Here is a 25,607-nt window from a genome sequence, read left to right as displayed (position 1 = left end):
CTCCGGGGACGCCCGGTCACTCGTTCGGTGGGAACGGTGAGTTACGGGTCTTCGGCAGCCGGAGCACCTCGAACTGGTCGGTGTTCTCGATCAACGCGCCGGAGGGCGCCGCCGGCACCGGCCGGCTCTTCCGCCGATCCGCTTCGGTCGTGCCGGCACCGATCCCCGCGCCCACCGGAGCCCGCCCGGTGGTGTCCGACGTGGCGTCATCGGCCTCGGTGACCGCGCCACCGCCCGACCCATCGTCGGGCGCATCACCGTAGCGTCGCCGCCGCCACGCCCGGACCGACACCTTGGTGTCCTCCACCATCGCGTAGAGCGTCGGCACCAGGATCAGCGTGAGCAGGGTGGAGGTGAGCAGGCCGCCGATCACCACGATCGCCAGCGGCCGCGAGATGAAACCACCCTCCCCGGTGAGCCCGAAGGCCATCGGCGTCAGCGCGAAGATGGTCGCGATCGCGGTCATCAGGATCGGCCGCAGGCGGTGACGTCCGCCCTCGACCACCGCCTCCCGCACACCCATGCCCTGGGCTCGGTACTGGTTGACCAGATCGAGCAGCACGATGGCGTTGGTCACCACGATGCCGACCAGCATGAGCACGCCGATCAGCGCCGGCACGCTCAGCGCGGTGCCGCTGACCAGCAGCAGGGCGACCGCGCCGGTGGCCGCGAACGGAATGGAGACCAGCAGGATCAGCGCCTGCACCACGCTACGGAACGTCGCCATCATGATCAGGAAAACGATCGCGATCGCGGCCAGCACGGCCAGGCCCAGATCGGCGAAGGTCTCCCGCTGCTCGGCGCTGACCCCACCCAGGGAGAACGTGGCCCCCGGTACGTCGATCGCGTCGAGGCGGCTCTGCAACTCGGTGCTGATCGCGCCCAGGTCGGAGCCGGTGACCGTGCCGGTCACCGAGACGCTGCGCTCACCGTCGATTCGCCGTACCTGCTGCGGGCCGGTGGTTTCCGTGACCTCGGCGATGTCGTCCAGCTTGACCGCGCCCACCGGCAGCGCCCGCAGTTCCGCCACGGTCACCGGCGGTGCCGCCGACAGGCGCAGCACCACGTCCCGGGCGGCACCATCGACCGTCACCTGGCCCAGCGGCGCACCCCGGAAGGCCTGCGACACCAACTGACCGACGGCGGCCTCGGTGAGCCCGGCCCGGCTGGCCGCCACGCGGTCGACGGTCACGTCGACCCGGGGTACCCGCTCGGCCAGGGTGGTCGAGACGTCCTCGACCCCGCCGATGCCGGTCAGGGCCGTCTCGGCCTCCTTCGCGGCAGCGGCCAACACCTCGGGATCGGCGGCCCGGACGATGACCGCCAGCTCGTTCGCGGACGCCCCGCCCTGGCCCGCCGGGAACGTGATTTCTCCGGCCTCGGACCCGAGCGCCGTGAACCGGTCCCGCAGCACGCCACGCATCGCCTTGGCGTCGGTCTCCCCGCCGAGCCGCAACGCGTAGTTGGCCACGTTGTTGCCGGCGCTGCCGGCCCAGGGTGTGTCGCCGCCACCGGCGGTGACCTGGTACGACTCGACGCCGGGGGTGCTGGCCAGCACCGCCTCGACCCGCCGGGCCGCCGCGTCGGTGCCGGCCAGTCCGGTGCCCACCGGCAGTTCCTGGCGGATGTTGAGGGTGTCCTGGCCGGAGTCGTCGAGGAAGTTCGTCTCCAACTGCCGGGCCAGTCCGAAGGTGCCGAGCAGCACCAGCAGCCCCGCCGCCAGGGTCGCCCAACGGTAGGCCCGCCGACCGGTGGCGAACCGGATGACCGGCAGGTACGCCCGCTGCAACGGGCTGCGCAGCTCGCGCTCCTCCGCCGCCCGACGGGCCGCCGCCCCGTCGGTCGTGCCGCTCACCGGCTTGAGGAACCAGTACGCGAGCACCGGGATCACCGTCAGCGACACCAGCAGCGAGGCGAGCAGCGCCACGGTGACCGTGATCGCGAAGGGCGCGAAGAGCTGACCGACGAAACCACCGACCAGGGCGATGGGCGCGAAGACGGCAACCGTGGTCAACGTCGACGCGGTGACGGCACCGGCCACCTCGCGTACGGCCGTGAGAATCGCCTGTCGCTTCGGCCCGCCGTACGTCAGGTGCCGCTTGATGTTCTCGAGCACGACGATCGAGTCGTCCACCACCCGGCCGACCGCGACCGTCAACGCGCCGAGGGTGAGCAGGTTGAGCGAGTAGTCGCCGATCCAGAGGGCGATCAGCGCGACGACCACCGAAAGCGGGATGGAGACCGCGGTGACCACAGTGGAGCGCACCGACAGCAGGAACACCAGGATGACCACCACCGCCATGATCAGACCCAGCAGACCCTCGGTGCTCAGCGTCTTGATCGACTTCTCCACGAACGGTGCCTGGTCGAGCACGACGGTCAGCTCGGCACCGGTAGCGGACCGCAGGTCGTCGAGCCGGTCGGCGACCGCGTGTGAGATCTCCACCGCGTTGCCGTCCGGGTCGGCGGTGACCGCGATGCCGAGGCTCTCCCGGCCGTTGGTACGGGTGATGGCGGTGGCCGGGGCGAGTTGCTCCTCGACCGTGGCGACGTCGCCGAGGCGGACCGGGCCCGCCTTCTTGACCGGCGGAGCGACGATCACATCGCGCAACTCGTCCAGGGTGGTCAGCGGGGCGCCCACCTGGACCGGCAGGGTGCGCTCGCCGTCCAGCACGGCACCGGCCGGCACCGCCACGCCGTTGGCCCGCAATGCGGTGCCGATCGCGGTCGGCTGCACCTTCGCCTTCGCCAACTTCGCCGGATCCGGTGTGATCACCACCAGTTCGTCCCGGACACCGGTCAGCTCGACGCCACGTACGCCGTCGATGGCCGCCAGTTCCGGCACCACGGTGTCCCGCAGCTTGCCGGCGAGGGTCCGCTCGTCGTCGTCGCCGGACGCGGCCAGCACCACCGCCGGCAGGTCGTCGGTGCTGCCCGCGATCACCTGCGGGTCGACACCCTCCGGCAGGCCGGTCCGGTTGATCGCGGTCTGCATTCTGCTGACCATGTCGTCGAGTTCGGTGCCGAACTCGTACTGCACCTGGATGGTGGTCAGGCCCTCACGGGAGGTCGAAATGACCGAGTCGAGACCGGAGATGCCGCGCAGACTGTTCTCGATCGGCTCGGCGACCTCGGACTCGACCACCTCCGGTGCGGCACCGGGGTACTGGGCCACGATGAAGGCGGCGGGAAACTCCAGTGACGGTAGGAGTTGCTGCTTCAGTGACGGCACGGCGTACGCACCGAACGCCGTGATCACCACCGCGATGAGGGCTACCAGCCCTCGGTTGGCGAGGCTGAATCTGGCGAGCAGCGACATCGCGTGGCTCACTCCTGAGGGAGACGGTCGAGGGGTACGAGCAGTGTGCCCGACCCCGTCGGTCTGCCGGCCTCCGGGGCAGCCGGGGTGCCGAGCCGCAGCGAGGCCGACCGGCCTCAGGCGAGATCGAGGGAGCGGGCGGCGACGAGCGGGTCGTTGGCGATGGTGACGGGTGCCGGAGCGGTGGAGATGGCCCACTCGGGGTCCTTCAGACCGTGCCCGGTGACCGTACAGACCACCGTGGCCCCGGCCGGCACCCGGCCGGCGGCGGCCTGCTGGAGCAGGCCGGCGACGCTTGCCGCGCTGCCCAGTTCCACGAAGACACCGACCTCCCGGGCCAGCAGTCGGTAGGCCGCCAGGATCTCCCGGTCGGTGACCGCCGCGATGAGACCGTCGGAGGCGTCCCGCGCGTCCAAAGCCTTCGTCCAACTCGCGGGGTTGCCGATCCGGATGGCCGTGGCGATGGTGGACGGCTCGGCCACCACCTGCCCGGTCACGATCGGCGCCGCACCGGCCGCCTGGAAGCCGTACATCTTCGGTCGCCGACTGGCGTTGCCGGCGTCATTGTCCTCCGTGTAACCCATCCAGTACGCGGAGATGTTGCCGGCGTTACCCACCGGCAGGCAGTGGATGTCGGGTGCGTCGCCGAGCGCCTCGACGATCTCGAAGGCGGCCGTCTTCTGACCGTGCAGCCGGTCGATGTTTACCGAGTTGACCAGGGCCACCGGATAGTCCTGGGCGAGTTTGGCGGCCAGTGCCAGACAGTCGTCGAAGTTGCCGTTGACCTGGAGCAGCTTGGCGCCGTGCACTAGCGCCTGAGCCAGCTTGCCCAGCGCGATCTTGCCCTGCGGCACCAGGACGGCGCAGGTCATCCCGGCCCGGGCCGCGTACGCGGCGGCGGAGGCGCTGGTGTTGCCGGTGGAGGCGCAGATGATGGCCTTGTTGCCGGCCTCGACCGCCTTGGAGACAGCCATGGTCATGCCGCGGTCCTTGAAGGAGCCGGTCGGGTTGGCGCCCTCCACCTTGAGGTACACGTCGCAGCCGAGCCGGGCGGAGAGCACCGGTGCCGGCAACAGCGGCGTGTTCCCCTCGTGCAGGGTGACCACCGGCGTGGCGTCGGTGACCGGCAACCGGTCCCGGTAGGCGTCGATCAGGCCACGCCACATCTCGCTCTCCTCGCCTCTGCGATTGATCCGGCCGCTCACAGCCCGCCCTCGACCCGCAGCACGCTCGCCACCGACCGGACGATGTCCAGTCCCCGCAGTTCCTGAACGGTCGCCGCGAGCGCGGCGTCCGGGGCGACGTGGGTCACGATGACCAGCACGGCGTCACCGGCGGCGCCGGCGGCACCGGCGGCCGGCCCCTGACGGACGGTGGCGATCGAGACGTCGTGCCGGGCGAACACCCCGGCCACCGACTCCAGCACCCCGGGCCGGTCGGCCACGTCGAGGCTGATGTGGTAGCGGGTGAGCGCCTCCCCCATCGGCCGTACCGGCAGATCGGCGTAGGCGGACTCGCTGGCCGCTCGGACCCCGGCGAGCCGGTTGCGGGCCACCGCCACCACGTCCCCGAGCACCGCGCTGGCGGTCGGTGCCCCACCGGCACCCCGCCCGTAGAACATCAGCTGCCCGGCCGCCTCGGCCTCCACGAAGACCGCGTTGAACGCGTCGCCCACGCTGGCCAGGGGATGGGTCACCGGGATCATCGCCGGGTGCACCCGGACAGTGACCGCCTCCCGGCCCTGCCCGTCGGCACCGCGTGCGGCGATACAGAGCAGCTTGATCGTGCAGCCCATCGCCTTGGCGCTGGCCACATCCGCGGCGGTGACCTCGGTGATGCCCTCGCGGTGCACGTCGGCGGCGGCGACCCGGCTGTGGAAGGCGAGGGAGGCGAGGATGGCCGCCTTGGCGGCGGCGTCGAAGCCCTCCACGTCGGCCGTCGGGTCGGCCTCGGCATACCCCAGTTCGGTCGCCTCTTCCAGCGCCTCGGCGAACCCGGCACCGGTGGCGTGCATCGCGGAGAGGATGAAGTTGGTGGTGCCGTTGACGATGCCGGTGACCCGGGTGATCCGGTCGCCGTGCAGCGACTCACGCAGCGGGCGCAGCAGCGGGATGGCCCCGGCCACGGACGCCTCGTAGTAGAGGTCGCCACCCCCCTCCGCCGCCGCGTCGTGCAGGGCGCCGCCGTCCTCGGCGAGCAGCGCCTTGTTGGCGGTGACCACGCTCTTGCCGGCCCGCAACGCCTCCACCAGCCAACCGCGCGCCGGCTCGATGCCGCCGACCACCTCGACCACCACGTCGACGTCGTCCCGCTTGATCAGCCCGAGCGCGTCGGTGGTGAACAGGGCCGGGTCGACCGGCAGGTCGCCACGGTCCCGGCCGATCCGGCGTACGGCGATGCCGGCGATCTCCAACGGAGCACCGACGCGGGCGGCGAGGTCCGCCGACTGCTCGTGCAGCAGCCGGATCACCTCGGCACCGACGGTGCCGCAGCCGAGTAGGGCGAGGCGTACAGGTGACGTCATCCCACATCCAAAGCGAGCAGGTCCTCTTCGGTCTCCGGTCGAACGATCAGCCGGGCCCGGCCGTTGCGAACCGCCACCACGCCGGGGCGGGGTACGTGGTTGTAGTTGCTGGCCATGCTGCGGCAGTACGCGCCCGTGCCGGGCACCGCGACAAGATCTCCGGGCTGCACGTCGGCGGGCAGGAATTCATCCTTCACCACGATGTCCCCGGACTCACAATGCTTTCCCACCACGCGGGCGAGCATCGGCCCGACGACGCTCGCCCGGGAGGCCAGGGTCGCCGAGTACGACGCGTCGTACAGGGCGGTCCGGATGTTGTCGCTCATCCCGCCGTCGACACTGACGTACGTCCGGATGCCATCGACGTCCTTGACCGTACCAACCTCGTAGAGGGTGAACACGGCCGGGCCGACGATCGCCCGACCCGGCTCGATGGACAGGTGCGGTGTGGCCAGCCGCTCCGCCGCGCACTCCGAATCCACGATCTTGCGTAGCCGCTTCGCCAGGTCGTGCGGGGCCGCCGGGTCGTCCTGCGAGGTGTAGGCGATACCGAAACCACCACCGAGGTCCAGCTCGGGCAGTTCGACGCCGCGGGCGTCGCGGATCTGGGCCTGAAGGGCCAGCACCCGACGGGCGGAGACCTCGAAGCCGCTGGTGTCGAAGATCTGCGAGCCGATGTGCGAGTGCAGGCCGCGCAGCTCCAGCACCCCCTCGTCGAGCACGCGCAGCGCCGCCGTCAGGGCCGCCCCACCCGCGAGGGAGAAGCCGAACTTCTGGTCCTCGTGGGCGGTGGCGATGAACTCGTGGGTGTGCGCCTCCACACCGACGGTGACCCGGATCAGCACCCGGGGTCGTACGCCGCGTTCGCGGGCCAGCGCGGTGAGCCGCTCGATCTCGTGGAACGAGTCGACGATGATCCGGCCGACCCCGACGTCGAGGGCCCGGGTCAGCTCGGCCACCGACTTGTTGTTGCCGTGGAAGCCGATCCGTTCCGGCGGCATCCCACCAGCCAGCGCCACGGCCAGCTCCCCGCCGCTGCACACGTCGAGGAACATGCCCTCCTCGGCGATCATCCGGACCACCGCCCGACAGAGGAAGGCCTTTCCGGCGTAGTAGATGTCCTCGTCCGGGAAGGCCGCCTGGAAGTCCCGGCAGCGCGAGCGGAGGTCGTCCTCGTCGAGCACGTACACCGGGGTGCCGAACTCGGCGGCGATGTCGCGTACGCCCAGGCCCGCGACGGTGAGCGCGCCGTCGGCCCCGCGCGCCACGTTGCGCGGCCACAGCTGCGGCACCAGGGCGTTGACGTCGTCCGGAGTACGCAGCCAGGCCGGCCCCCGGTTGCCGATGTCGCCGTGCAGCGCGCCCGCCTCGTGAGCCCGCATCACACTCCTCCGCTTCGCGACCGCAGGGCTCGCAAGCTCACTCCTCGCGCTCGCATCATCACATCCGCTCCGGCGCCGAGACGCCGAGCAGGCGCAGCCCGTTGGCGATGACCACCCGGGTCGCGTCGTTGAGCCAGAGTCGCGCCCGGTGCAGGTCGGTCACGGCCTCGTCGCCCCGAGGCAGGATCCGGCAGTTGTCGTAGAACCGGTGGTACGCCCCGGCCAGGTCCTCCAGGAAACGGGCCACCCGGTGCGGCTCACGCAGCTCGGCGGCGGCGGCCACCACGGCGGGGAACTCGGCCAGCGCCTTGAGCAGTTCGTTCTCCTTGTCGTGGTCGAGCAGCTCGGGCCGGAACGACTCCGCGTCGCCCCGGGTCAGGCCGACCTCGGCGGCGTTGCGGCCGACGCTGGCCGTGCGGGCCGCCACGTACTGCACGTAATAGACGGGGTTGTCCCGGGTGGCCCGGGTCCACAGCTCGATGTCGATGTCGATCGGCGAGTCGCTGGAGTACCGGGCCAGCGCGTAACGGGAGGCGTCCACCCCGATCGCGTCGACCAGATCCTCCAGGGTCACCACGGTGCCGGCCCGCTTGCTCATCCGTACCGGCGCGCCGTCGCGGACCAGGTTCACCAGCTGACCGATGAGGATCTCCAGCGTCTGCTCGGGGTCGTCCCCGAAGCAGGCCGCCATCGCCTTCATCCGGCCGACGTAGCCGTGATGGTCCGCCCCGAGCATGATCACGACGCGGTCGAAGCCACGCTCGCGCTTGTCGAGGTAGTAGGCGCAGTCGGCGGCGAAGTACGTCCACTCACCGTTCGACTTGCGCAGCACCCGGTCCTTGTCGTCGCCGAAGTCGGTGGTGCGCAGCCAGGTGGCACCCTCGGAGTCGACGAGGTGGCCCTGCTCACGCAGCCGGTTCAGGGCGTGCTCCAGCTCGCCGCGATCGTGCAGGTCCTTCTCGTTGAAGTAGGTGTCGAACTCGACCCCGAAGTCCCGCAGCGAGGACTTGATCTCCGTGAACATCAACGCGACGCCCTCGACCCGGAAAACCTCCTGGGCTGCGGCGTCGTCCAGGGTCAGCACGTCGGGCCGCCGGGCGGTGACCTGCTCGGCGATCTCCGCGATGTACGCCCCGCCGTAGCCGTCCTCCGGCGCCGGCTCGTTCCGGGCGGCGGCGAGCAGCGAGCGGGCGAAGCGGTCGATCTGCGAGCCGGCGTCGTTGAAGTAGTACTCGGTGCCGACGTCGGCACCGGTCGCCCGCAGCAGCCGGCTCAACGCGTCACCGACCGCCGCCCAGCGGACGCCACCGATGTGCACCGGACCGGTCGGGTTGGCCGAGACGAACTCCAGGTTGATCTTCAAGCCGGCGAGCCGGTCGCTCCGGCCGTACTCCTCGCCCGCCTCGACGATCGAGCGGGCGAGCTGTCCCGCGGCGGCGGCGTCGAGCCGGATGTTGAGGAAGCCCGGGCCGGCGATCTCGACCGATTTGATCCCCGACGTGCTGGCCAACTCGGCGGCCAGCGCGGCAGCCAGTTCCCGGGGCGGCAGCCCGACCTTCTTGCTCAGCTGAAGCGCCAGCGTGGCAGCGTAGTCGCCGTGCTCGGGATTGCGCGGCCGCTCGACCGTGGTGTGCTCCGGCAGCGCGGAGCGGTCCAGCTCTCGGTCGGCGAAGACGGCGTGAGCGGCGGCGAGGACGGCTTCGGCGAGTTCTGCAGGAGTCACCGAACCATGTTATCGGGGGTAGACTCGGTCCCCGCGGCGGCGACCCAGCATCCGAACCCGGCCCGCCAGAGCCCCTGACCGACCGACCTGACGAGGCACGATGAGTATCAGCACCCCGGGCGGCCCGGAACGCCGCCCGACCGTGGTCAGCACCGGCAAGAAGCCGGCGGCGGGACGGCCGGCCGCCGGCGCCAAGGCGACCGGAGCCAAGGCTGGCCCCAACAAGTCCGGATCGGCCCAGCGCGCGGGGGGCGGCGGCAAGGGGCCGCGTAAGCCGATCACCCCGGTGAAGGTGAGCCAGGGCCGGTCGTGGGGGCCGATCGCGCTCTTCGTCGCCGTCGGCGTGCTCGCCACGTCGATCATCGGGTTCGGGGCCTGGGCGACCTTCAAGGGCAGCCAGTCCTGGGAAGACAAGGCCGCCGACATCGCGGGCATCGTCAACTACCGCGAGACCGACCCGGAGAGCCTCACCTACGAGTCGCACCAGTCCGGCAAGATCGAATACAAGTACAGTCCGCCGGTCGGAGGCGCGCACAACAACGCCTGGCAGCGCTGCCTCGGTGACGTCTACGACGCGCCGATCGCGGCCGAGCACGCGGTGCACAGCATGGAGCACGGCTCAGTCTGGCTCACCTACCGCCCGGACCTGCCCGCGGCCGACGTCGAGAAGCTGGCCAGCGTGATCCGGGGCAACGACTTCATGCTGATGAGCCCGTACGAGGGGCTGGACTCTGCCGTGTCGCTTCAGGCGTGGGGCTATCAGCTCAAGGTCGACAGCGCCGACGACCCGCGGATCAAGGAGTTCGCCACCACGCTGGCGCAGAACGCCTCGATCGAGCCGGGCGTGCCCTGCTCCTCCGGCAACTACACCACCGGCACCGGCACCGAGCCGCGCGAGTTGGCTCCGCCGACGGGTGGCTGACATGCCCAGCGCGATCCAGGAGGCGCCTCCGACGGAACGCAACGGCACCGAACTCAGCCGGCCGTCCCGGACGCTGCGCTACCTGACCCTGGTCATGGCGGCGGTGCTGCTGCTCGGCGTCGGGTGGACGGCCGCGACCCTGGTGTCGGACCGGGCCCCGGGTGAGGACTCGGCCGAGGCCGGCTTCGCCCGGGACATGTCCCGTCACCACGCCCAGGCGGTGGAGATGGCGATGATCGCGTACGCGAAGGCGCAGAACCCGGCGATCCGGCAGATGGGCTACGACATGGCCCTGACCCAGCAGGCTCAGATCGGTCACATGCAGCGCTGGTTGCAGGAGTGGGAGTTGCTGCCCACCGGCTCCCGGCCCGCGATGGAGTGGATGCCCGACGCCGTTCCGCTGGGCCAGGACGGGCTGATGCCGGGCATGGCGACCCGCGAGGAGATCACCCAACTGCACGAGGCGCAGGGAGCCGAGGTCGATCAGCTCTTCATCAAGCTGATGATCAACCATCACCTCGGTGGGGTCCACATGGCCGACGGCCTGTTGCAGGTCTCCGACCGCGCCGAGGTGGTCCGGATGGCCGAGGCCATGAAGCAGACGCAACAGAAGGAGATCAACGAGCTGCGCCGGATGGCGCCTGCTGGCGGTTGATCCGTTCGTACCCGAACCAACCCTCGCCGCCCCGCTCGACTGTTCGAGCGGGGCGGCGACGCGTAGGCAGCCCGGTGCCATCGGATCGTCGCCTCCGCCCCACCTTGAGGTCATACGACCGATTTTCCCTCTAGGGGTTACTTGGAGCGAAGTGCACTCGTTGTCCGGACGTGGGGGTTGCACTCAGAGACGCGCGGCGTTCGGTCACCAGCTGGTGCCGACGCCACACCATCGGCGGTGACGGAGCGGTGGCAGCCGTCCGTCGCGGACAGCGGCAGGGTGAGCCGGGAACACTCAGCCGCGAACAGGAGCTGGAACTGATCGACACCCTTCGGGGCGTCCACCCCGACGCGTTCGGCCTGGACGAGGAGCTGTGGACCCGCCAGAGTCTGCACGCCCTCATTAAGCAGCACTTCGGCCTGACGCTGGACGTGGGAGTGGTCGGGGCGTACCTGCGGGCCTGGGGGTTGGGCCCGCGCGAGCCTCGCGAGCGGGCCTGCGGGCTCTGCGTCGGAGCGGTCGAGCGGTGGGTACGCAGCGAGTACCCGGCGATCACCCGGGCGGCCCAGGAACACCTCGCCGAGGTCTACTGGGTGGGCCGGGTCCGGCTGCGGGGCACCATGCCGGCGGCCGACGTCATCTCGGCGGTCTCCTCACGGGGGCGGGTCCGGTTCATGGTCACCACCCCGTCGGTCGACCCGCCACTACCCCGGGAGTTCGTGCACCGACTCAGCGGCGCCGAGCGGCGTACCGTGCACCTGATCGTGGACGGCTCGTGGGCCCGCAACGAGTGGCCGCGCCGGCTCCCCCGGCGCATCGTGCCGCACCCGCTGCCCAGCTGCGGACGCGCGCTCGCCGCCTGACGCGCCGATACCGATTCGGCGATCGGGTGGCGCGTTTGCTAGTCTTCTCCAGTCGCTGAGCCCCCGTAGCTCAGGGGATAGAGCACCGCCCTCCGGAGGCGGGGGCGCAGGTTCGAATCCTGCCGGGGGCACCTCACAGAACTGCAAACGCGCAGTGCGACCGGCCGATCATTGATCGTAGAGGCCAGTTTCGCGTTCGAGTAGACGTTTAAGGATGCCCCGGCCGAGCGGCTGAGGGCATCCTCGCGTTGGCTCGATGTACAGGTGCGGAACGCGCCGGCTGTGTCTGACCTGGAGCGCCTACCCTGGATCGACCCGACCCATCCGCTCTGACGAACGGCCCGGTGTCAGCGGCGTCACCGATCAGAATTCTTCCCCCGCGTCGTCGGTTCTGGTAGCCCCCTCGCACCGGTGGAAGGATTGACCATGACCGACGCTAGACCGCTGGGCGCTGACGAAGCCTCGTTCATCGCGGCGGTTCGCTCAGGCGATACGGCGCGGTTCGCGCTCATCACGGAGCGCCACCGGCGTGAGCTTCAGGTGCACTGCTACCGGATGCTCGCGAACTACGCGGACGCCCAGGACATGACGCAGGAGACGTTCCTGCGAGCGTGGAACAAGCGGGAGTCGTTCAAGGGCCACGCCGCGCTGCGGACCTGGCTGTACCGGATCGCGACGAATGTCTGCCTTGACTTCCTGGCGAAGCGCAATGACCGCACACCCGTACCGTCCGGGCTGTCGGACTCCGGCTCCGAGGTGCTGTACCTCCAGCCGTACCCCGACCGGATGCTCCCCGAGGACCCGCAGGAATCGGTGGTGGCGCGGGAGACGATCGAGCTGGCGTTCATCGTCGCCGTCCAGCACCTGCCGCCGCGGCAGCGGGCGGTGTTCATCCTGCGCGACGTCGTCGGCTGGCCGGCGTCGAAGGCCGCCGACGCCCTCGATCTGACCATCGCATCGGTGACCAGCGCGCTGCAACGGGCGCGCGTGACGATGCGCGAGCAGCTGCCCGACCGCCGCCTCGACTGGCAGAGCCCCGCCGCCCACAAGCTGTCGAACGACGAGCGCGGCGTGGTGAAGTCGTACATCGACGCCCATGAGCGCAACGACCTCGACGGGCTGATGTCCCTGCTCCGCGACGACCTGCGCTTCGTGATGCTGCCCGAGGCGGGCACCTCGGTCATCACGGCCAAGGACGCGGTGGAGGGCTGGGTCTCCGGTGGGCTCTTCCAGCCCGGCCACGACGACTGGCGCTGTATCGCCACGACGGTCAATCGCATGCCCGCCGCCGCGCTGTACCTCCGCACCCCCGACGGCCCGGAGTACCGGCTATTCGCCATCGCGGTCCTGCACATAGTCGACGGGAAGATCGCCGAGCTCACCGGATTCGACGCCACCGACAAACCATGGCTGGACCTGCCCCCGACACTGTAATCAGACAGGTCCCCGTCGTCGGCGAGTCCAGCGCCACGGGCCCGACGTCACCGAAGTCACCGCGGAATGAGCACCCCGACCAGCTGAACACCAACGCGACAACGCGAACACCACCGCCCAGCCGGCGTTGCCGGCGGGACATCTTGATGCCCGCCCGAAGAACGTCAGCAAGGATTTCGACCCGGCCTCACGAACCGAGCAACTGGCCCGTGCTCATCGCCTCGTCTGGTATCGGGTCAGCACCACGCCGCCGGGAAACGTCCGCGTCTCCACCAGGTTCAGGTCCACCCAGCTGTCGAGGGCCGTGAAGAACGGCGTGCCGCCGCCCACCAGGACCGGGTATGTGACCAGCACGTACTCGTCGATCAGCCCGGCCCGCATGGCCGCTGCGGCAAGTGTGGCGCCGACGATGTCCATCGGGCCGCCGTCCTCGGTCTTGAGCCGGGTGATCTCGGCGACCGCGTCGCCGCTGACCAGGCGGGTGTTCCAGTCGACCGTGCTGGTCGTCGAGGAGAACACCACCTTCGGCATGTCCCGCCAGCGGCGGGCGAACTCGATCTCCGCCGGGGTAGCGCCGGACTTCTGGTCGGCGGTCGGCCAGTGGGAGCTCATCACCTCCCACAGCTTGCGCCCATACAGCGCCAGGCCGGTCGCCCCCACCCGGTCGGACCACCACTGGAACAGCTCGTCGCTCGACGACGAGTCCGGTCCCTCACCCCCACTCCAGCCGAGGTCGTCGCCGGGCGCGGCGATGTAGCCGTCCAGGGTCACATTCATACCAAAGGTCAGTTTCCGCATCATGCCCGCCTCTCGTAAGTCGATCTCACAGGTACAGACGGGCGCTGCGCGAAAACCTCATCGGTGCGCGCTGCTGGCAGACACAAGGTCACCGCGCAGACGTGGCCAGCCAACCGCATCGCGAAGACAGTCCAGGTCGGCGCACCCTCGGGCTAACCCAGACCCCACGTCGACCGTTGCCGACCCGCCGTACCGCGCCGGCACTTCGCTGGGCCGAGCCGGAGGGTCGATGGGCGCGCGGCAGGGGGCGTTGATTGGCTTGGATTGCCGTGCAACTTCTCGGGTCGCGGGCACCGTTCTACCTCCGTCAGAGGGAGGCAGCCGATTGAAAGCCGCAGACGAGCAAGCGTTCCGAGAATTCGTCAACGCCCAGATGGGATCACTGCGCAAGCTGGCCTACGTGACCTGCGGAGACTGGCACATGGCGGAGGATGCCGTCGCCAACGCGCTGGTGAAGCTCTATCCGCGGTGGCGGAAGCTGGATCGGCCGGACCTGTACGTCAAGACCATGGTCTACCGGGCCGCCATCGACGAGCAGCGGAGGCCCTGGCGCCGGGAACGGTCGTCAAGTGATGCCATGCCGGACGTGGCGATGCGGGACCTGAGCGGCGTCACCGACGAGCGGTTGCGGATAAAGGCGGCGCTGGACGCGGTGCCGGCCCGCCAGCGGGCTGCCGTGATCCTGCGTCACTACCTGGGACTGTCCCTGGAGGACACCGCCGCTGTCCTGGGCTGCAACATCGGTACCGCGAAGAGCCAGACCTCGCGCGGGCTCGCCAAGCTACGGAAGCTGCTGGCGACAGATCGGATCAGACTCACCGGGGATCGGATGGAGGAGTGGGAAAGTGCAGTTGCGTGAGGTCGTGGACGTGGTGACGGCGGACGAGCCGCCACTGTCGCACAGCACCGAAGAGATCATCAGGGCCGGCCGGAAGGCCGAGCGTCGACGTCGGGCCGGGTTCGCCTCGGCCGGCGCGGCCGGGCTGGTCGCTGTCGTGGTGGCCGGCGTGTCCGCGCTGCCGCTGGTCACCGGGGGCCAGGCGGGGGACGTGGCCGCCGGGACCGGCGAGAGCATCGCCGCTCCGGCCGCCGGGAGCGGGGCAGCCGAGTGGCCGGACGCCCCGCCGTTCACCTTCACCTTCAAGGCGTTCGACGCCGGCAAGCTTCGCGTACAGGATCCGATCGTGGCGTCCACGGCCTACCAGATCGCACCGGTGTACGTCGATGGCATGGTCACCAACGACCGGGCGGTCAACGGTGATGAGGCAGAGCAGCACCCGGAGAAGCGGAAGACCGGTGAGGTGCCGTCCGACAAGCATGTTGCCGCCCACCTGACGCTCTACCGGCCGGGCGCGTTCGACCCGTCCGGCACCGAGGGTGGCACCAGCAGCACCGTGGCCGGGCGTGACGCGGTCCAGTGGACCTTCACCAACCCGCCGGCCCGGCAGCTTGCCTGGGAGTACGCCGACGACGCGTGGGCGGTCGTCACCGCGTACACCCAGGAGGTCACCCCCACCTTCCAGGAACTGTCGACGCTCGTCACCGCCATGAAGCCGAGCACGCCCGAGACGGCCACGCTGCCGTTCACGGTGGGCCACGTGCCCGCCGGCTACGCCCCGGTGGAACTCGGCACCCGCGCCACCTCCGGCCTGAACGGCGTCGCCGGGGCACGCGACGGCGACTACGGCGGTGCGGTCTACACGAAGCCGGCCCTCGCCACGACGGGGCTGGCCGCCCCTTGGGGTGCCGACGGGGAGAACATCCCGGGTAGCTTCACCATCTTCGTCACCCCGAGCAGGAACTCCAACCAGCAGGCCGAGGCCGGTCGAACGCGGTGCCACCAGAACGAATCGACGTTCTGCAACGTCTGGAGTGCCGACGGCAAGGTGCAGGTGCAGGTCAACTCCGAGCACCTCTCGGTGGCGGAGACGACCAGGATCGCGGAGTCGGTGACGCTGGCCAACGTGCAGGACCACGACACCTGGATCCCGGCGGCGGAGGCGCTGCTGCCTTAGAGCTCCACTGGGCGCCGTGTTCCCGACCGGGAGCACGGCGCCCAGTCCGTCAGCCCGACGGGCCTGCCCACGTCGGGACCTTGGTCCTGCCAGCTTCGGGTGTTCCGGCCCGCGCGCGCCGACCCGCACCGGAGCGAGAGTGGTCACGTAAGAAGCTGACCACGGAGGCGACGATGACCATCCACCACGGCACCCACCGTTCGATCGAGCGCCCGCTCGAGCACGCCGAACTGCCCGGCGCCATGCTGACCACCACCGCCGCCCGGGCCCTTGCCGTGCTGCGGATCTCCACCGGCCTCGTCTTCATCTGGGCCTTCCTCGACAAGACCTTCGGCCTTGGCTACGCCACCCCGGCCGAACGAGCCTGGCTCAACGGCGGTTCGCCGACCAAGGGTTTCCTCGCCAACGTCGAGGTCGGGCCGTTGCAGTCGGTGGCCCACTCGATCGCCGGAACGTGGTGGGCGAACGCCCTCTTCATGGTCGGCCTGGCCGCCATCGGCCTCGCCCTGATCGCCGGCGTCGGCCTGCGGGTGGCGGCCGCCTCGGGCACCGCGATGATGGCACTTATGTGGCTGGCCGAGTTCCCGCTGGCCCGGTTCACCGCCGGTGGCGACCCGACCGGTTCCACCAACCCGGTGGTCGACTACCACCTGATCTACGCCGTGGTCCTGGTCGCGCTGGCCGCCGCGTACGCCGGGCACACCTGGGGTCTGGGCCGGCTCTGGGCCCGCCTGCCCTTCGTGCAGCGCCACCGCTGGATGATCTGAAGCCCAACCCAGTGCGGTGCCGGACCGTCACCACGGTCCGGCACCGCACTGTCGGTCGTCGCGGTACTCAGTCAGTCGCGGCGCGTCGGGCGCGGGCCCGGCGGCGGCCCTCGTGCATCGCCTGCACCCGGGGCACCGGAATAGCGCGGCCCTCCTCGACCAGGTCGCCCGGGAGCCGCTGGGGTGCCGGCATCAGGTCGCCCCACTGGTCCCGCTGCGCCACCAGTGCCGGGGCCGTCCGGATGGTGAAGTCCATCGGGGTGACGGACTCCAGGTCCGGCCAGGGCACCGGAAAGGAGACCGGTACGCCGGGACGCAGCCGGGGGCTGTACACCGACACGACGGTCGCGCCACCGGTGCGGGTGGGATCGACGAAGACCTTGCCACCCCGGTCCTCGCGGATGAACGCGGTGGTCGCCAGCGCCGGATCCAGTCGTTCCGCCCGAGCCGCGAGGGCCCGGGTGGCAGCGGCCAGTTCCTCGGCGTCCGGGCCGGGCTCGACCGGGACGAAGACGTGCACCCCCTTGGCACCGCTGGTCTTCACCGCGCCCGCCAGCCCGACGTCGGCGAGAGCCTGCCGGACCAGCAGAGCGGCCGTCACTGCGGCTCCGAACCCACCGGTCTCCGGCGGATCGAGGTCCAGCACCAGGTGGGTGGGACGGCTCAGGTCGTCGACCACGGCCAGGGCGGGGTGGTACTCGACCGCCCGCTGGTTGGCGAACCAGAGCAGGGTACGGCGGTCGTCGCAGAGCGCGTACGCGATCTCCCGGCGGGACGCCTCGGCCCAGATCGACACCCGACGTACCCAGTCCGGGGTGTAACGCGGCAGGTTCTTCTGCATGAACGGCGGCTGTCCCGGACGCACCCGGACCACCGACAGCGGACGGCCGCGCAACTGGGGGACGATCCGGTCGGCCACCGCGTCGAGATAGTCGACCAGGTCGCGCTTGCTCGCCCCCGACCCGTCGAACAACGGCTGGTCGAGATTGGTAAGCGCAACCCCGTCCCGGGTCTCGTCAGCCCCGCTCATCCGATCACCATCCCGGCCGGACGCCCGGCGGTCAACCGAAACGGCGCGTCAGGCGGGGTCCGGTCCAGTCGCGGTCAGGCCGCTCTCATAGGCGATCACGACTAGTTGCGCCCGGTCACGGGCCTGAAGTTTGGTCATGGCCCGGCTGATGTGGGTCTTCGCGGTGGCGACACTGATGACCATGTGCGCGGCGATCTCGGCGTTGGACATCCCCCGGGCTGCCAGGGCGACCGCCTCCCGTTCCCGATTGGTGAGGATCTCCAACGCCGCGGTGGCGTTGGCCGCCGGTGGGCGTGACACGTAGGCGGTGATCAGGCGACGTGTGATGGCCGGCGCCAGAAGTGCGTCCCCCCGGGCGGCGACGCGGATACCGTGCAGCAGATCGGCCGGCTCGGTGTCCTTCACGAGGAAGCCGGCGGCTCCGGCCCGCAGCGCGGCGTACACGTGCTCGTCGAGGCCGTAGTTGGTCAGGATGACCACGTGCACCGTGGCGAGCGTCGGGTCCGCGGCGATCCGGCGGGTGGCCTCGATGCCGTCGAGGACGGGCATCTGAATGTCGATCAGAGCCACGTCGGGCAGATGCCGAGCCGCGAGCGCGACCGCCTGGTTGCCGTCGGCGCCTTCGGCGACCACCTTCAGATCGTCCTCGGCCTCGATCAGGGCGCGGAACCCCGCCCGGATGAGGGACTGGTCGTCGACGAGCAGCACCCGGATCATGCGGCCACCGCCAGTGGCAGGGTGGCCCGTACGCTGAATCCACGGCCTTCGCCGGAGCCGATGTCCAATGATCCGCCGAGCGCGGTGACGCGCTCCCGCATGCCGGTCAGTCCGACCCCGGGCACGACCTCGGCCCCGGCGTGACCGTGACCGTCGTCGTCGACCTGGATGACCAGTTCGTGCTCGTGGTACCGCAACCCGACGACCGCGGTGGCCGGTCCGGCGTGTCTGGTGACGTTGGTCAGCGCCTCCTGGATGATCCGGAAGGCGGCGCGGTCCACCGGGGTGGGCAGCTCCCGGAGTCGCCCGGTGACCGTCACGGTGATCGCCAGCCCGGTGGCTTGAAGGTCGTGGACCAGGTCATCCAACCGGTCCAGGCTGGCTCCGGGCGAGTCGCCCGCGGCGCGCAGCACGTTGAGTGTGGCGCGGAGTTCGCGCATCGCCTCTTGGCTCGCCTTCTGAATGATGACCAGGGCCTCGGGCACCGGCTGGCCGTGCTTGCGGGACAGGTGAACAGCGACACCGGCCTGCACGTTGATGATCGAGATGCAGTGGGTGAGCGAGTCGTGCAGCTCGCGGGCGATGCGCAGCCGCTCCTCGTCGGCGCGGCGCCGAGCGGCCTCCTCCCGGGTACGCTCCGCGTCGATCGCGCGCTGTTCGGCAAGATCAAGATGGCGGCGCCGCTGCCGGGACAGCTCGGCGGCGACGCAGCTGGCCACCAACCAGCCGATCAGCAGGAACCACCGCTGGAAGGCGTCCGACGCGGCCTCTCCTCCCGCCGCGACGGTACGTTCACCGATGAAGCCGCCCACCAGGATGACGCTGACCGCCACGGCGGCGGATCGCCGCCGTCCGGCCTGGACGGTGGCGTACAGCGCCACCAGGACGGGCAACGCGGCGACCACGCCCGGGTAGCCGCGGACCTGATAGATCAGGAGACACCCGGTGGTGACCGCCAGGACGAGGATGGGTGCCCGTCGTCGTACGGACACCACCGCCGCCGCCGTGACCAGCAGGAGCGATCCGGCAAGGTCGAGAGGTACCCGGCCGGGCGGGGCGGTGGCGGCGCTCGCCAGTACCAGGACCACGAGGCCGGCGGCTTCGACCGCCGGCCGCCAGGTGCTCGGGATCCCGCCGATCGATCGAACCGACAGCGTCCGTGAGCGGCCACGCCGAGCGTCGTCAGCCATGCTTCGGACAATAGGCAGTCCGGTCACTCGGCGCGTCAACCGACCGGCGCAGCGTCCGCTACCACATGGGATGTAGGTCGAGCCGGCATGAGCCCCCCGGAGCAGTGTGGAATGCCGTCCGTCGAGGGACGACCGCCCCGCCGTCGAACCCGCATGCTCACCACCATGCGGAAAACAGGCGGGGATGCCCAAGAACTGGACGCCGGTCACGGCCAGCAGGGCCGGCAGTCGACACACCGACCGAACGGCGCGGCGTTGCGCGGCGTCCGGGCGCTGGCGGTGTTCTCCACCGGCCTGCTGGCCGGCGCGCTGGGCTACGGCGCGGTCAACGTCGTGCAGACCTTTCAGGCCGTACCGCTCGACGTACGGCTGACCTTCCACACGGCGCTGATGCGGATGAACGGCCCGGTCGTTCAGACGACGATGGGGGTGGCCCTGGTCAGCTCGCTCGTGCTGGCCCTGCTGGTCCGCAGACGCCTCCGGATACCGGCGGGCGCTGCCGTCGCGGGGATCCTGACGTCGTTTCTCGTCACGCGATTCGGCAACGTTCCGATCAATGCCCAGATCAAGGTCTGGGCCGCCGGGTCGATCCCGGCCGACCACGCGACGCTGCTCGCCCGATGGGAGATGTTCAACGTCGTCCGGACCGTCGCCGCGATCGCCGCGTTCGTCCTGGTCGTACTCGTCGCCGACCGTACCGGAAAGGTGGACCGGTCATGACGGAACAGCCACGGACGCCACGCTGGCGGCGACGGCTCCGGAAGGTCGTAGTCGCCACCCTCGGCGTCGTGGTCGGCCTTCCGGTGCTGGCCGGAATCGGCCTGGCCGGGTGGGACGGCGGAGTCGACCTCGATCCACAGCGGGAGCTGCTGCCCGGTGTCGCGATCGACCTGCGGACCGTCGACACGGCCCGGGGCCCGATCGAGTACGACCTGCACGGTGATTCCGGTCCGGTGGTGCTGTCGGTGCACGCCGGGCTGGGCGGCGCCGACCAGGGCCGGTTGTTCGCCGACTGGCTGTCCGACGAGTTCCGCGTGCTGAGCCCGTCGCGCCCGGGCTACCTCGGTACTCCGTTGCGCAGCGGGCGGACGCTCGACGAGCAGGCCGATCTGCTGGCCGCCCTGCTCGACGAGATGGGCGTGGAGCGGGTCGGCCTCTTCGCGGTCTCCGCGGGCAGCCCGGTCGCCTACACCTTCGCCGCCCGCCATCCCGAACGGGTGTGGGGACTGGTCTCGATCGGCGGCGTGAGCCTGCCCAATCCTGATGTCGCGCCCCGATCCGCGCTGCGGTCGACCTTCATGAACTCGATCGGTCAGAAGCTGGTGAAGCTGACCGCGTCGGTCTCGCTGGACACGATCGTGTCCGGCACGCTCGCCGAGACCAGTACGTTCACGGCGGAACAAGCGGCGGCACGGGTCGACCACATCATGCAGACGGAGGAGGTCCGGCGCCTCTTCACGGCGATGGTCGATGCCACCTTCCCGTACGAGAAACGGATGCCGGGCACCGACAACGACTCGCTGCAGCGGCGCGAGCTACGCCTCCCGCTCGACCGGATCGCCGCGCCGACCCTCATCCTGCACGGCACCCGGGACGGCGACGTGCCGTTCGAGCACGGCGAACATGCCGCCGCGCGGATCAGTGCAGCGCGGCACCACTGGCTGCCGGACGAGGACCACCTTGGATTCTGGCTGAGTCCGCGGGCGCCGGACGCCCACCGCGTCGTCCGGGCCTTCCTGCTGGAACACGCGCCATGACCACGCCCGGCTCACCGGCAGCGGTTCTCCCCGCAGGTCCTCGGATCCGCCGGTGGCCGCGTTCCACCGGGCCGGCGTCCCAGGCGTTGGGCAGGACCAACGGGTCACCCGACCGGTGCAGGGCACGCAGCGCCGCCGCACGTGTGCTCAGAGAAGAGGACATGGGGTCGATTCTCGGCCGTCCGAGCCTCGGTCCTGGAGTGCCAGTCGGGGGCCGGTGGCTGTGGGCAACGCCACTGATCTGACCGATCGGTCAGCTGCTGACCGATCGGTCAGGCATTCTGGGCCCCATGGCCCGCACCACCCCGCAGACCCACGGCGAGATCCTGGCAGCCGCCGCGCGCCGCTTCGGCGTCACCGGCTACCGGGGCACCTCCCTGCAGGACATCGCTGGCGAGGTGGGCTGCTCGAAGGCGGCGGTGCTCTACCACTTCGCCAACAAGGAGGCCATCCTCACCGAGTTGATGGCCCCGGCGATCGAGGTGCTGCGGTCACTCGACGAGCGGATCGCGGCGCAGTCGGAGCCGGCGTCGGCCCAACGGGTCGCCATCGAGGGATTCGTCGATCTCGCCGTCCGCTTCCGCGGCGAGATCGCGCTGCTCCGCGGCGAGTTCCCGGAGCTGCTGCAGCAGCCCGACTTCGCGCACATCCAACTGATCTCCGAGCGGCTGCTCGACGCGCTCGCCGCGCGAAGCGCACGGGCCTCGGCCCGGATCGCCGCGTTCGCACTGCTCGCCGGCATCGCCGAGACCTGCGGCGAGTTTGCCGACGTGCCCGACGAGGAACTGCGCGAAGCACTGCTGACCCTGCTGCGGCGGGCGCTGGAGCCCGTCAACTGACCCGTTCCACCATTCACTACCGAGGGAAAGGACCTCATGGCGACCCTGCTCTACCGGCTTGGCCGGGGTTCGATGCGCCGACGGCGACTGGTCGCCGCGATCTGGCTCGTCGTGCTCGTCGGGCTCGGCCTGGCTGCGGCGACCCTGCGCGGCCCGACGGCCAGCAACTTCACCATGCCCGGAACCGAGTCGCAGCGCGCGCTCGACCTGCTCGACGAACAGTTCCCGGCGGCGGCCGGCGCCACCGGGACGATCGCCGTCAAGGCACCGGCCCCGGGACAGCTCGGCACACCCGAGGGCCAGGCGGCGATCCAGTCGATCACCCAGGAGGCCACGACGGTCCCGGGTGTGCTCGCCGCGATCGACCCGTTCCAGGTCGGCTCGGTCTCACCCGACGGCCAGTACGCGCTGATCCAGGTGCAGTTCAACGACGGCGCCGACCAGATCACCGAGGAGCAGCGGGAGGCGTACGAGCAGCTCGGCACGCAGGCGGAGGCCCAGGGTTGGCAGGTGGCGCCCGGCGGTGAGGTGCTCAACACCGAGCCTGAGGTCGGCTCCACCGAGGCGATCGGCGTCGCGGTGGCCCTCGTCGTCCTGGTGGTCACCTTCGGCTCGCTGGTGGCTGCGGGCATGACCATGCTCAACGCGCTGATCGGCGTCGGCGTCGGCATGGCCGGCCTCTTCGCACTCAGCGGCGCGGTCGAGCTGACCAGCACCGCACCCATCCTCGCGCTGATGCTCGGCCTGGCCGTCGGCATCGACTACTCGCTCTTCATCACCTCCCGGTATCGACAGAACCTGCTCGACGGGACGCCGGCGGACGAAGCGATCGGCCGGGCGGTCGGCACCGCCGGCTCGGCAGTGACCTTCGCCGGAGCCACGGTCGTCATCGCCCTGGCCGGTCTCGCCGTGGTGAACATCCCGTTCCTGACCGTGATGGGTCTGGCCGCCGCCGGCACCGTCACCGTCGCGGTGCTGGTGGCGATCACCCTGCAACCGGCCCTGCTCGGCTTCGCCGGACGCCGGGTACTGCCCCGCCGGTTGCGCTCGTCGGTGCCGGTGGCCCTGACCGCCGATGACATTCCGGACGACGCTGCCCGCCGCAGCGACGTGAGCACCCACCGCGCGGCACCGGAGGCCACCACCAACGGCAGCGAGGACACCTCCGCGTTCGGCTTCCGTTGGGCCCGGCTGATCACCCGGCTCCGGATCCCGGTGATCCTCGTCGGCCTGCTCGGCCTGGGGCTGCTCGCGCTGCCGGCACCGGACATGCGGCTGGCTCTGCCCGACGCCGGTACCGCTCCGGTCGGCTCCGCCGCCCGGGTCTCCAACGATCTGATCACGGAGGGCTTCGGCCCGGGCTTCACCGGCCGTCTCGCGGTGGTTGTCGCCGGCGACGACGCCGGCGCGACCGCCGCAGCGGTTCCGCAGGTCACCGCCCTGGTCCAGCGCACCGACAACGTGCTCGCCGTGGCCCCGCCGCAGCTCAGCCCGGACGGCCGAACCGCGCTGCTCGGGGTGATCCCACAGACCGGCCCGACCGACCCGGCCACCGAGACGATGGTGCACGACATCCGCACCGCGGTCGGCGGCATCCAGGGCGCCGATGTGCTGCTCACCGGCGTTACCGCGATCGGCATCGACATCTCGGAGAAACTCTCCGACGCGTTGCCGATCTACCTGGCGTTGGTGGTCGGCCTGTCGATCCTGCTGCTGATGCTGGTGTTCCGCTCGGTGCTGGTGCCGGTCAAGGCCGCGCTGGGTTTCCTGCTCACCGTCGCCGCCACCTTCGGCATCACGGTCGCCGTCTTCCAGCAGGGGCACCTCGCCGACCTGGTCGGCCTGGACACCCCCGGCCCATTGATCAGCTTCCTGCCGATCCTGCTGATCGGCATTCTGTTCGGCCTGGCCATGGACTACGAGGTGTTCCTGGTCTCCCGGATGCGGGAGGACTTCGTCCACGGTGACACCGCCCAGCAGGCCACGATCAACGGAATGGGGCACGGTGCACGCGTGGTCACCGCCGCCGCCCTGATCATGACCTCGGTCTTCGGCGGCTTCATCTTCCTCGACGACCCGGTGATCAAGTCGATGGGCTTCGCGCTCGCCATCGGCGTGGCCATCGACGCCTTCGTGGTCCGGATGACCATCGTCCCGGCGGTGATGTCGCTGCTCGGCAAGGTGGCCTGGTGGCTGCCCCGCTGGCTGGACCGGGCGCTGCCGAACGTCGACATCGAGGGCGAGAAGCTGCGCGCCAAGCTCGACGACAAGGTCGGCGCCGACGCCTGACGGGTGGTACGGAGGGCCCCTGGTCGACGCCTCGTGCGCGGCCGGGGGCCCTTCGTGACATCCGAGCCCCGGATCGGGGCGGCGCAACTCAGACGCCGGCCGGGTACGTCTCCATCTCGCCCGGAGCGGCCAGGGCGGGCAACGGATGCAGCGCGGTGGTCTCGTCGCACCAGATGAAGGCGTCGTAGCGTTCCCCCAGCCGGGTCGGCACGTAGTTGCCCCACGACTCGAACGACGGGTCGTACACCACCCCGATCGCCCGGTGGTCGAGCGTGTCGGTGACCCAGCCCGGCTGGTCCGCCCCGCCGAAGACAAGCACCGCCCGCTCCGGCATCAGCTCGTGCAGCCGGTGCTCCACCGAACCTGGCCGGGCCGGCGGCACCACCATCGCCTCCGCAGGCGAACCCCAGCGCGGCGCGGCGATCACCGTGCCCCGCCAACTGCCGAAACCGATCAACACGACCTGCTCCGCGCCGTGGCGTTCCCGGGCCAGCTGGCCGATGTTCACCATCCCGTCAGCGGCCATGTCGGTCGCCCGTGCGTCACCGACGTGCGTGTTGTGCGCCCACACGACGCCCCGGGCCCCCGGCCCGTAGCGGTCGAGCAGCCGGTCCAGGGTGTCGGTCATGTGGATGTCCCGGACGTTCCACGAGCCGGGCCCACCGGCGACCATCTCCCGGTAGTAGCGCTCGGCGCCGGCCACCACCTCCGCGTTCTGCCAGGCCGAGAAGGCACCCGGCCCGTCGGTGGCGGCATGTTCGCGGGTACGCGCCAGCAGCCGGATCACCTCCTGCTCGCACCGGGCGGAGACGAACCGGCTCGCCGCGCCGTACTCCTCGACCCGCTTGCCGTACGGCTCGAAGCACCGGTACGCGTCCTGGGCGACCTCCAGCGACGCCGGCTCCTCCTCGCCGAGGTAGTCGAAGATCGCCTGCATCGACTCCCAGAGGCTGTAGACGTCGAGGCCGTGGAAGCCGACCCGAGCCGCCTCGGCCCGCTCCATGTTCCAGGCCCGCAGCCAACGGCAGAAGCGGGCCACCTCGGCGTTGGCCCACATCCACGTCGGCCATCGTTCGAAGCCCTCCAGTGCGGTCTGCGGTTCGGCCACCGCGCCGGGGGCACCGGTCACCGAACGGTGCACCCGGTCGCAGTCCGGCCAGTCGCCCTCCACCGCCACGAAGGAGAAACCGCACTCGGCGACCAGCCGTCGGGTCAACTGCTCCCGGATGCGGTAGTAGTCGTAGCTGCCGTGCGTCGCCTCCCCGATCATCACCACCCGCGCGTCCCGGGCACGCTCCAGCAACGGATCGAGGTCGCTCGGCGCGCCGAGCCGCTGTACCAGCATGCCTGCGGCTACCCGGCACCCCGACGGGCAAACGCGGC

The 25,607-nt window shown here is 70.7% G+C and carries 21 protein-coding genes and 1 tRNA gene; 12 read left to right on the top strand and 10 right to left on the bottom strand.

Annotated elements, in window-relative coordinates; genetic code table 11:
- Positions 1-16 precede the first annotated feature (16 nt).
- The 5 genes from AB0J93_RS17435 to argS all read right to left on the bottom strand — a co-directional run bounded on the left by AB0J93_RS17435 (position 17) and on the right by argS (position 8,948).
- Positions 17-3,319 (bottom strand): efflux RND transporter permease subunit, encoded by a 3,303-nt coding sequence (locus tag AB0J93_RS17435; protein WP_363922931.1) that lies wholly within the window; start codon positions 3,317-3,319, stop codon positions 17-19.
- 116 nt (positions 3,320-3,435) lie between these two features.
- Complete coding sequence (thrC, locus tag AB0J93_RS17430; protein WP_363922928.1) at positions 3,436-4,485, bottom strand: threonine synthase; 1,050 nt, start codon at positions 4,483-4,485, stop codon at positions 3,436-3,438.
- A gap of 35 nt (positions 4,486-4,520) precedes the next feature.
- Entirely contained in the window at positions 4,521-5,843 is a 1,323-nt protein-coding gene (locus AB0J93_RS17425; RefSeq protein WP_363922926.1) for a homoserine dehydrogenase, read from the bottom strand.
- Positions 5,840-7,225: a diaminopimelate decarboxylase gene (lysA, locus tag AB0J93_RS17420; protein ID WP_363922924.1), complete on the bottom strand. Its 1,386-nt coding sequence runs from the start codon at positions 7,223-7,225 to the stop codon at positions 5,840-5,842. Before lysA ends, AB0J93_RS17425 begins: the two co-directional genes overlap by 4 nt.
- Before the next feature lie 58 nt (positions 7,226-7,283).
- The gene (argS, locus tag AB0J93_RS17415; RefSeq protein ID WP_363922922.1) at positions 7,284-8,948 is read right to left on the bottom strand and encodes an arginine--tRNA ligase; all 1,665 of its coding nucleotides are present in this window, start codon (positions 8,946-8,948) and stop codon (positions 7,284-7,286) included.
- Between the two features lie 100 nt (positions 8,949-9,048).
- Between argS and AB0J93_RS17410 the strand changes: the two genes are divergently transcribed.
- The 5 genes from AB0J93_RS17410 to AB0J93_RS17390 all read left to right on the top strand — a co-directional run bounded on the left by AB0J93_RS17410 (position 9,049) and on the right by AB0J93_RS17390 (position 12,822).
- Complete coding sequence (locus AB0J93_RS17410; protein WP_363922920.1) at positions 9,049-9,870, top strand: DUF3105 domain-containing protein; 822 nt, start codon at positions 9,049-9,051, stop codon at positions 9,868-9,870.
- A gap of 1 nt (position 9,871) precedes the next feature.
- Complete coding sequence (locus tag AB0J93_RS17405; protein WP_363922918.1) at positions 9,872-10,525, top strand: DUF305 domain-containing protein; 654 nt, start codon at positions 9,872-9,874, stop codon at positions 10,523-10,525.
- Between the two features lie 170 nt (positions 10,526-10,695).
- The gene (locus AB0J93_RS17400; protein ID WP_363922916.1) at positions 10,696-11,388 is read left to right on the top strand and encodes a winged helix-turn-helix domain-containing protein; all 693 of its coding nucleotides are present in this window, start codon (positions 10,696-10,698) and stop codon (positions 11,386-11,388) included.
- Between the two features lie 59 nt (positions 11,389-11,447).
- Positions 11,448-11,519: transfer RNA gene (locus AB0J93_RS17395), tRNA-Arg, on the top strand.
- Positions 11,520-11,814: 295 nt separating this feature from the next.
- On the top strand, positions 11,815-12,822 hold the full coding sequence (locus tag AB0J93_RS17390) for an RNA polymerase subunit sigma-70 (protein WP_363922914.1): 1,008 nt from the start codon (positions 11,815-11,817) through the stop codon (positions 12,820-12,822).
- Between the two features lie 213 nt (positions 12,823-13,035).
- On the opposite strand, the gene AB0J93_RS17385 is transcribed toward AB0J93_RS17390, so the two are convergent.
- Positions 13,036-13,620 carry a dihydrofolate reductase family protein gene (locus tag AB0J93_RS17385; RefSeq protein ID WP_363922912.1) on the bottom strand — a complete coding sequence of 195 codons (585 nt, stop codon included), beginning with the start codon at positions 13,618-13,620 and terminating at the stop codon, positions 13,036-13,038.
- A gap of 325 nt (positions 13,621-13,945) precedes the next feature.
- Here AB0J93_RS17385 and AB0J93_RS17380 point away from each other — a divergent pair, with 325 nt between their 5' ends.
- The 3 genes from AB0J93_RS17380 to AB0J93_RS17370 all read left to right on the top strand — a co-directional run bounded on the left by AB0J93_RS17380 (position 13,946) and on the right by AB0J93_RS17370 (position 16,402).
- The gene (locus tag AB0J93_RS17380; RefSeq protein WP_363922910.1) at positions 13,946-14,479 is read left to right on the top strand and encodes a SigE family RNA polymerase sigma factor; all 534 of its coding nucleotides are present in this window, start codon (positions 13,946-13,948) and stop codon (positions 14,477-14,479) included.
- Positions 14,466-15,635 carry a hypothetical protein gene (locus tag AB0J93_RS17375; protein WP_363922909.1) on the top strand — a complete coding sequence of 390 codons (1,170 nt, stop codon included), beginning with the start codon at positions 14,466-14,468 and terminating at the stop codon, positions 15,633-15,635. Before AB0J93_RS17380 ends, AB0J93_RS17375 begins: the two co-directional genes overlap by 14 nt.
- Before the next feature lie 173 nt (positions 15,636-15,808).
- Positions 15,809-16,402 (top strand): hypothetical protein, encoded by a 594-nt coding sequence (locus AB0J93_RS17370; protein ID WP_363922907.1) that lies wholly within the window; start codon positions 15,809-15,811, stop codon positions 16,400-16,402.
- A gap of 67 nt (positions 16,403-16,469) precedes the next feature.
- Here the strand turns inward: AB0J93_RS17370 and AB0J93_RS17365 are convergent, their stop codons facing one another.
- The 3 genes from AB0J93_RS17365 to AB0J93_RS17355 are packed head-to-tail and all read right to left on the bottom strand — an operon-like array spanning position 16,470 to position 19,339.
- Positions 16,470-17,432: an ATP-dependent DNA ligase gene (locus tag AB0J93_RS17365; protein WP_363922905.1), complete on the bottom strand. Its 963-nt coding sequence runs from the start codon at positions 17,430-17,432 to the stop codon at positions 16,470-16,472.
- Between the two features lie 48 nt (positions 17,433-17,480).
- The gene (locus AB0J93_RS17360; RefSeq protein ID WP_363922903.1) at positions 17,481-18,149 is read right to left on the bottom strand and encodes a response regulator transcription factor; all 669 of its coding nucleotides are present in this window, start codon (positions 18,147-18,149) and stop codon (positions 17,481-17,483) included.
- Positions 18,146-19,339, bottom strand: a complete 1,194-nt coding sequence (locus AB0J93_RS17355; protein WP_363922901.1) for a sensor histidine kinase — start codon at positions 19,337-19,339, stop codon at positions 18,146-18,148. Before AB0J93_RS17355 ends, AB0J93_RS17360 begins: the two co-directional genes overlap by 4 nt.
- Before the next feature lie 165 nt (positions 19,340-19,504).
- On the opposite strand from AB0J93_RS17355, the gene AB0J93_RS17350 reads away from it, so the two are divergent.
- The 4 genes from AB0J93_RS17350 (at position 19,505) to AB0J93_RS17335 (ending at position 24,224) form a co-directional block, all read left to right on the top strand.
- Positions 19,505-20,059, top strand: coding sequence for a DUF1772 domain-containing protein (locus AB0J93_RS17350; protein ID WP_363922899.1), 555 nt, complete (start codon positions 19,505-19,507; stop codon positions 20,057-20,059).
- Complete coding sequence (locus AB0J93_RS17345; protein ID WP_363922897.1) at positions 20,056-21,096, top strand: alpha/beta hydrolase; 1,041 nt, start codon at positions 20,056-20,058, stop codon at positions 21,094-21,096. The genes AB0J93_RS17350 and AB0J93_RS17345 overlap by 4 nt, the downstream gene beginning before the upstream one ends.
- A gap of 290 nt (positions 21,097-21,386) precedes the next feature.
- The gene (locus AB0J93_RS17340; protein WP_363922895.1) at positions 21,387-21,935 is read left to right on the top strand and encodes a helix-turn-helix domain-containing protein; all 549 of its coding nucleotides are present in this window, start codon (positions 21,387-21,389) and stop codon (positions 21,933-21,935) included.
- 36 nt (positions 21,936-21,971) lie between these two features.
- Complete coding sequence (locus AB0J93_RS17335; RefSeq protein WP_363922893.1) at positions 21,972-24,224, top strand: MMPL family transporter; 2,253 nt, start codon at positions 21,972-21,974, stop codon at positions 24,222-24,224.
- An 88-nt stretch (positions 24,225-24,312) separates the two neighbouring features.
- Here the strand turns inward: AB0J93_RS17335 and AB0J93_RS17330 are convergent, their stop codons facing one another.
- Entirely contained in the window at positions 24,313-25,569 is a 1,257-nt protein-coding gene (locus AB0J93_RS17330) for an erythromycin esterase family protein (protein WP_363922891.1), read from the bottom strand.
- Positions 25,570-25,607: the final 38 nt, after the last annotated feature.

Origin of the sequence: Micromonospora sp. NPDC049374 (assembly GCF_040677165.1) — a bacterium.
In the GTDB taxonomy this organism is placed as follows: Bacteria; Actinomycetota; Actinomycetes; order Mycobacteriales; family Micromonosporaceae; genus Micromonospora.
This window is presented reverse-complemented; position numbering and strand designations above follow the sequence as displayed.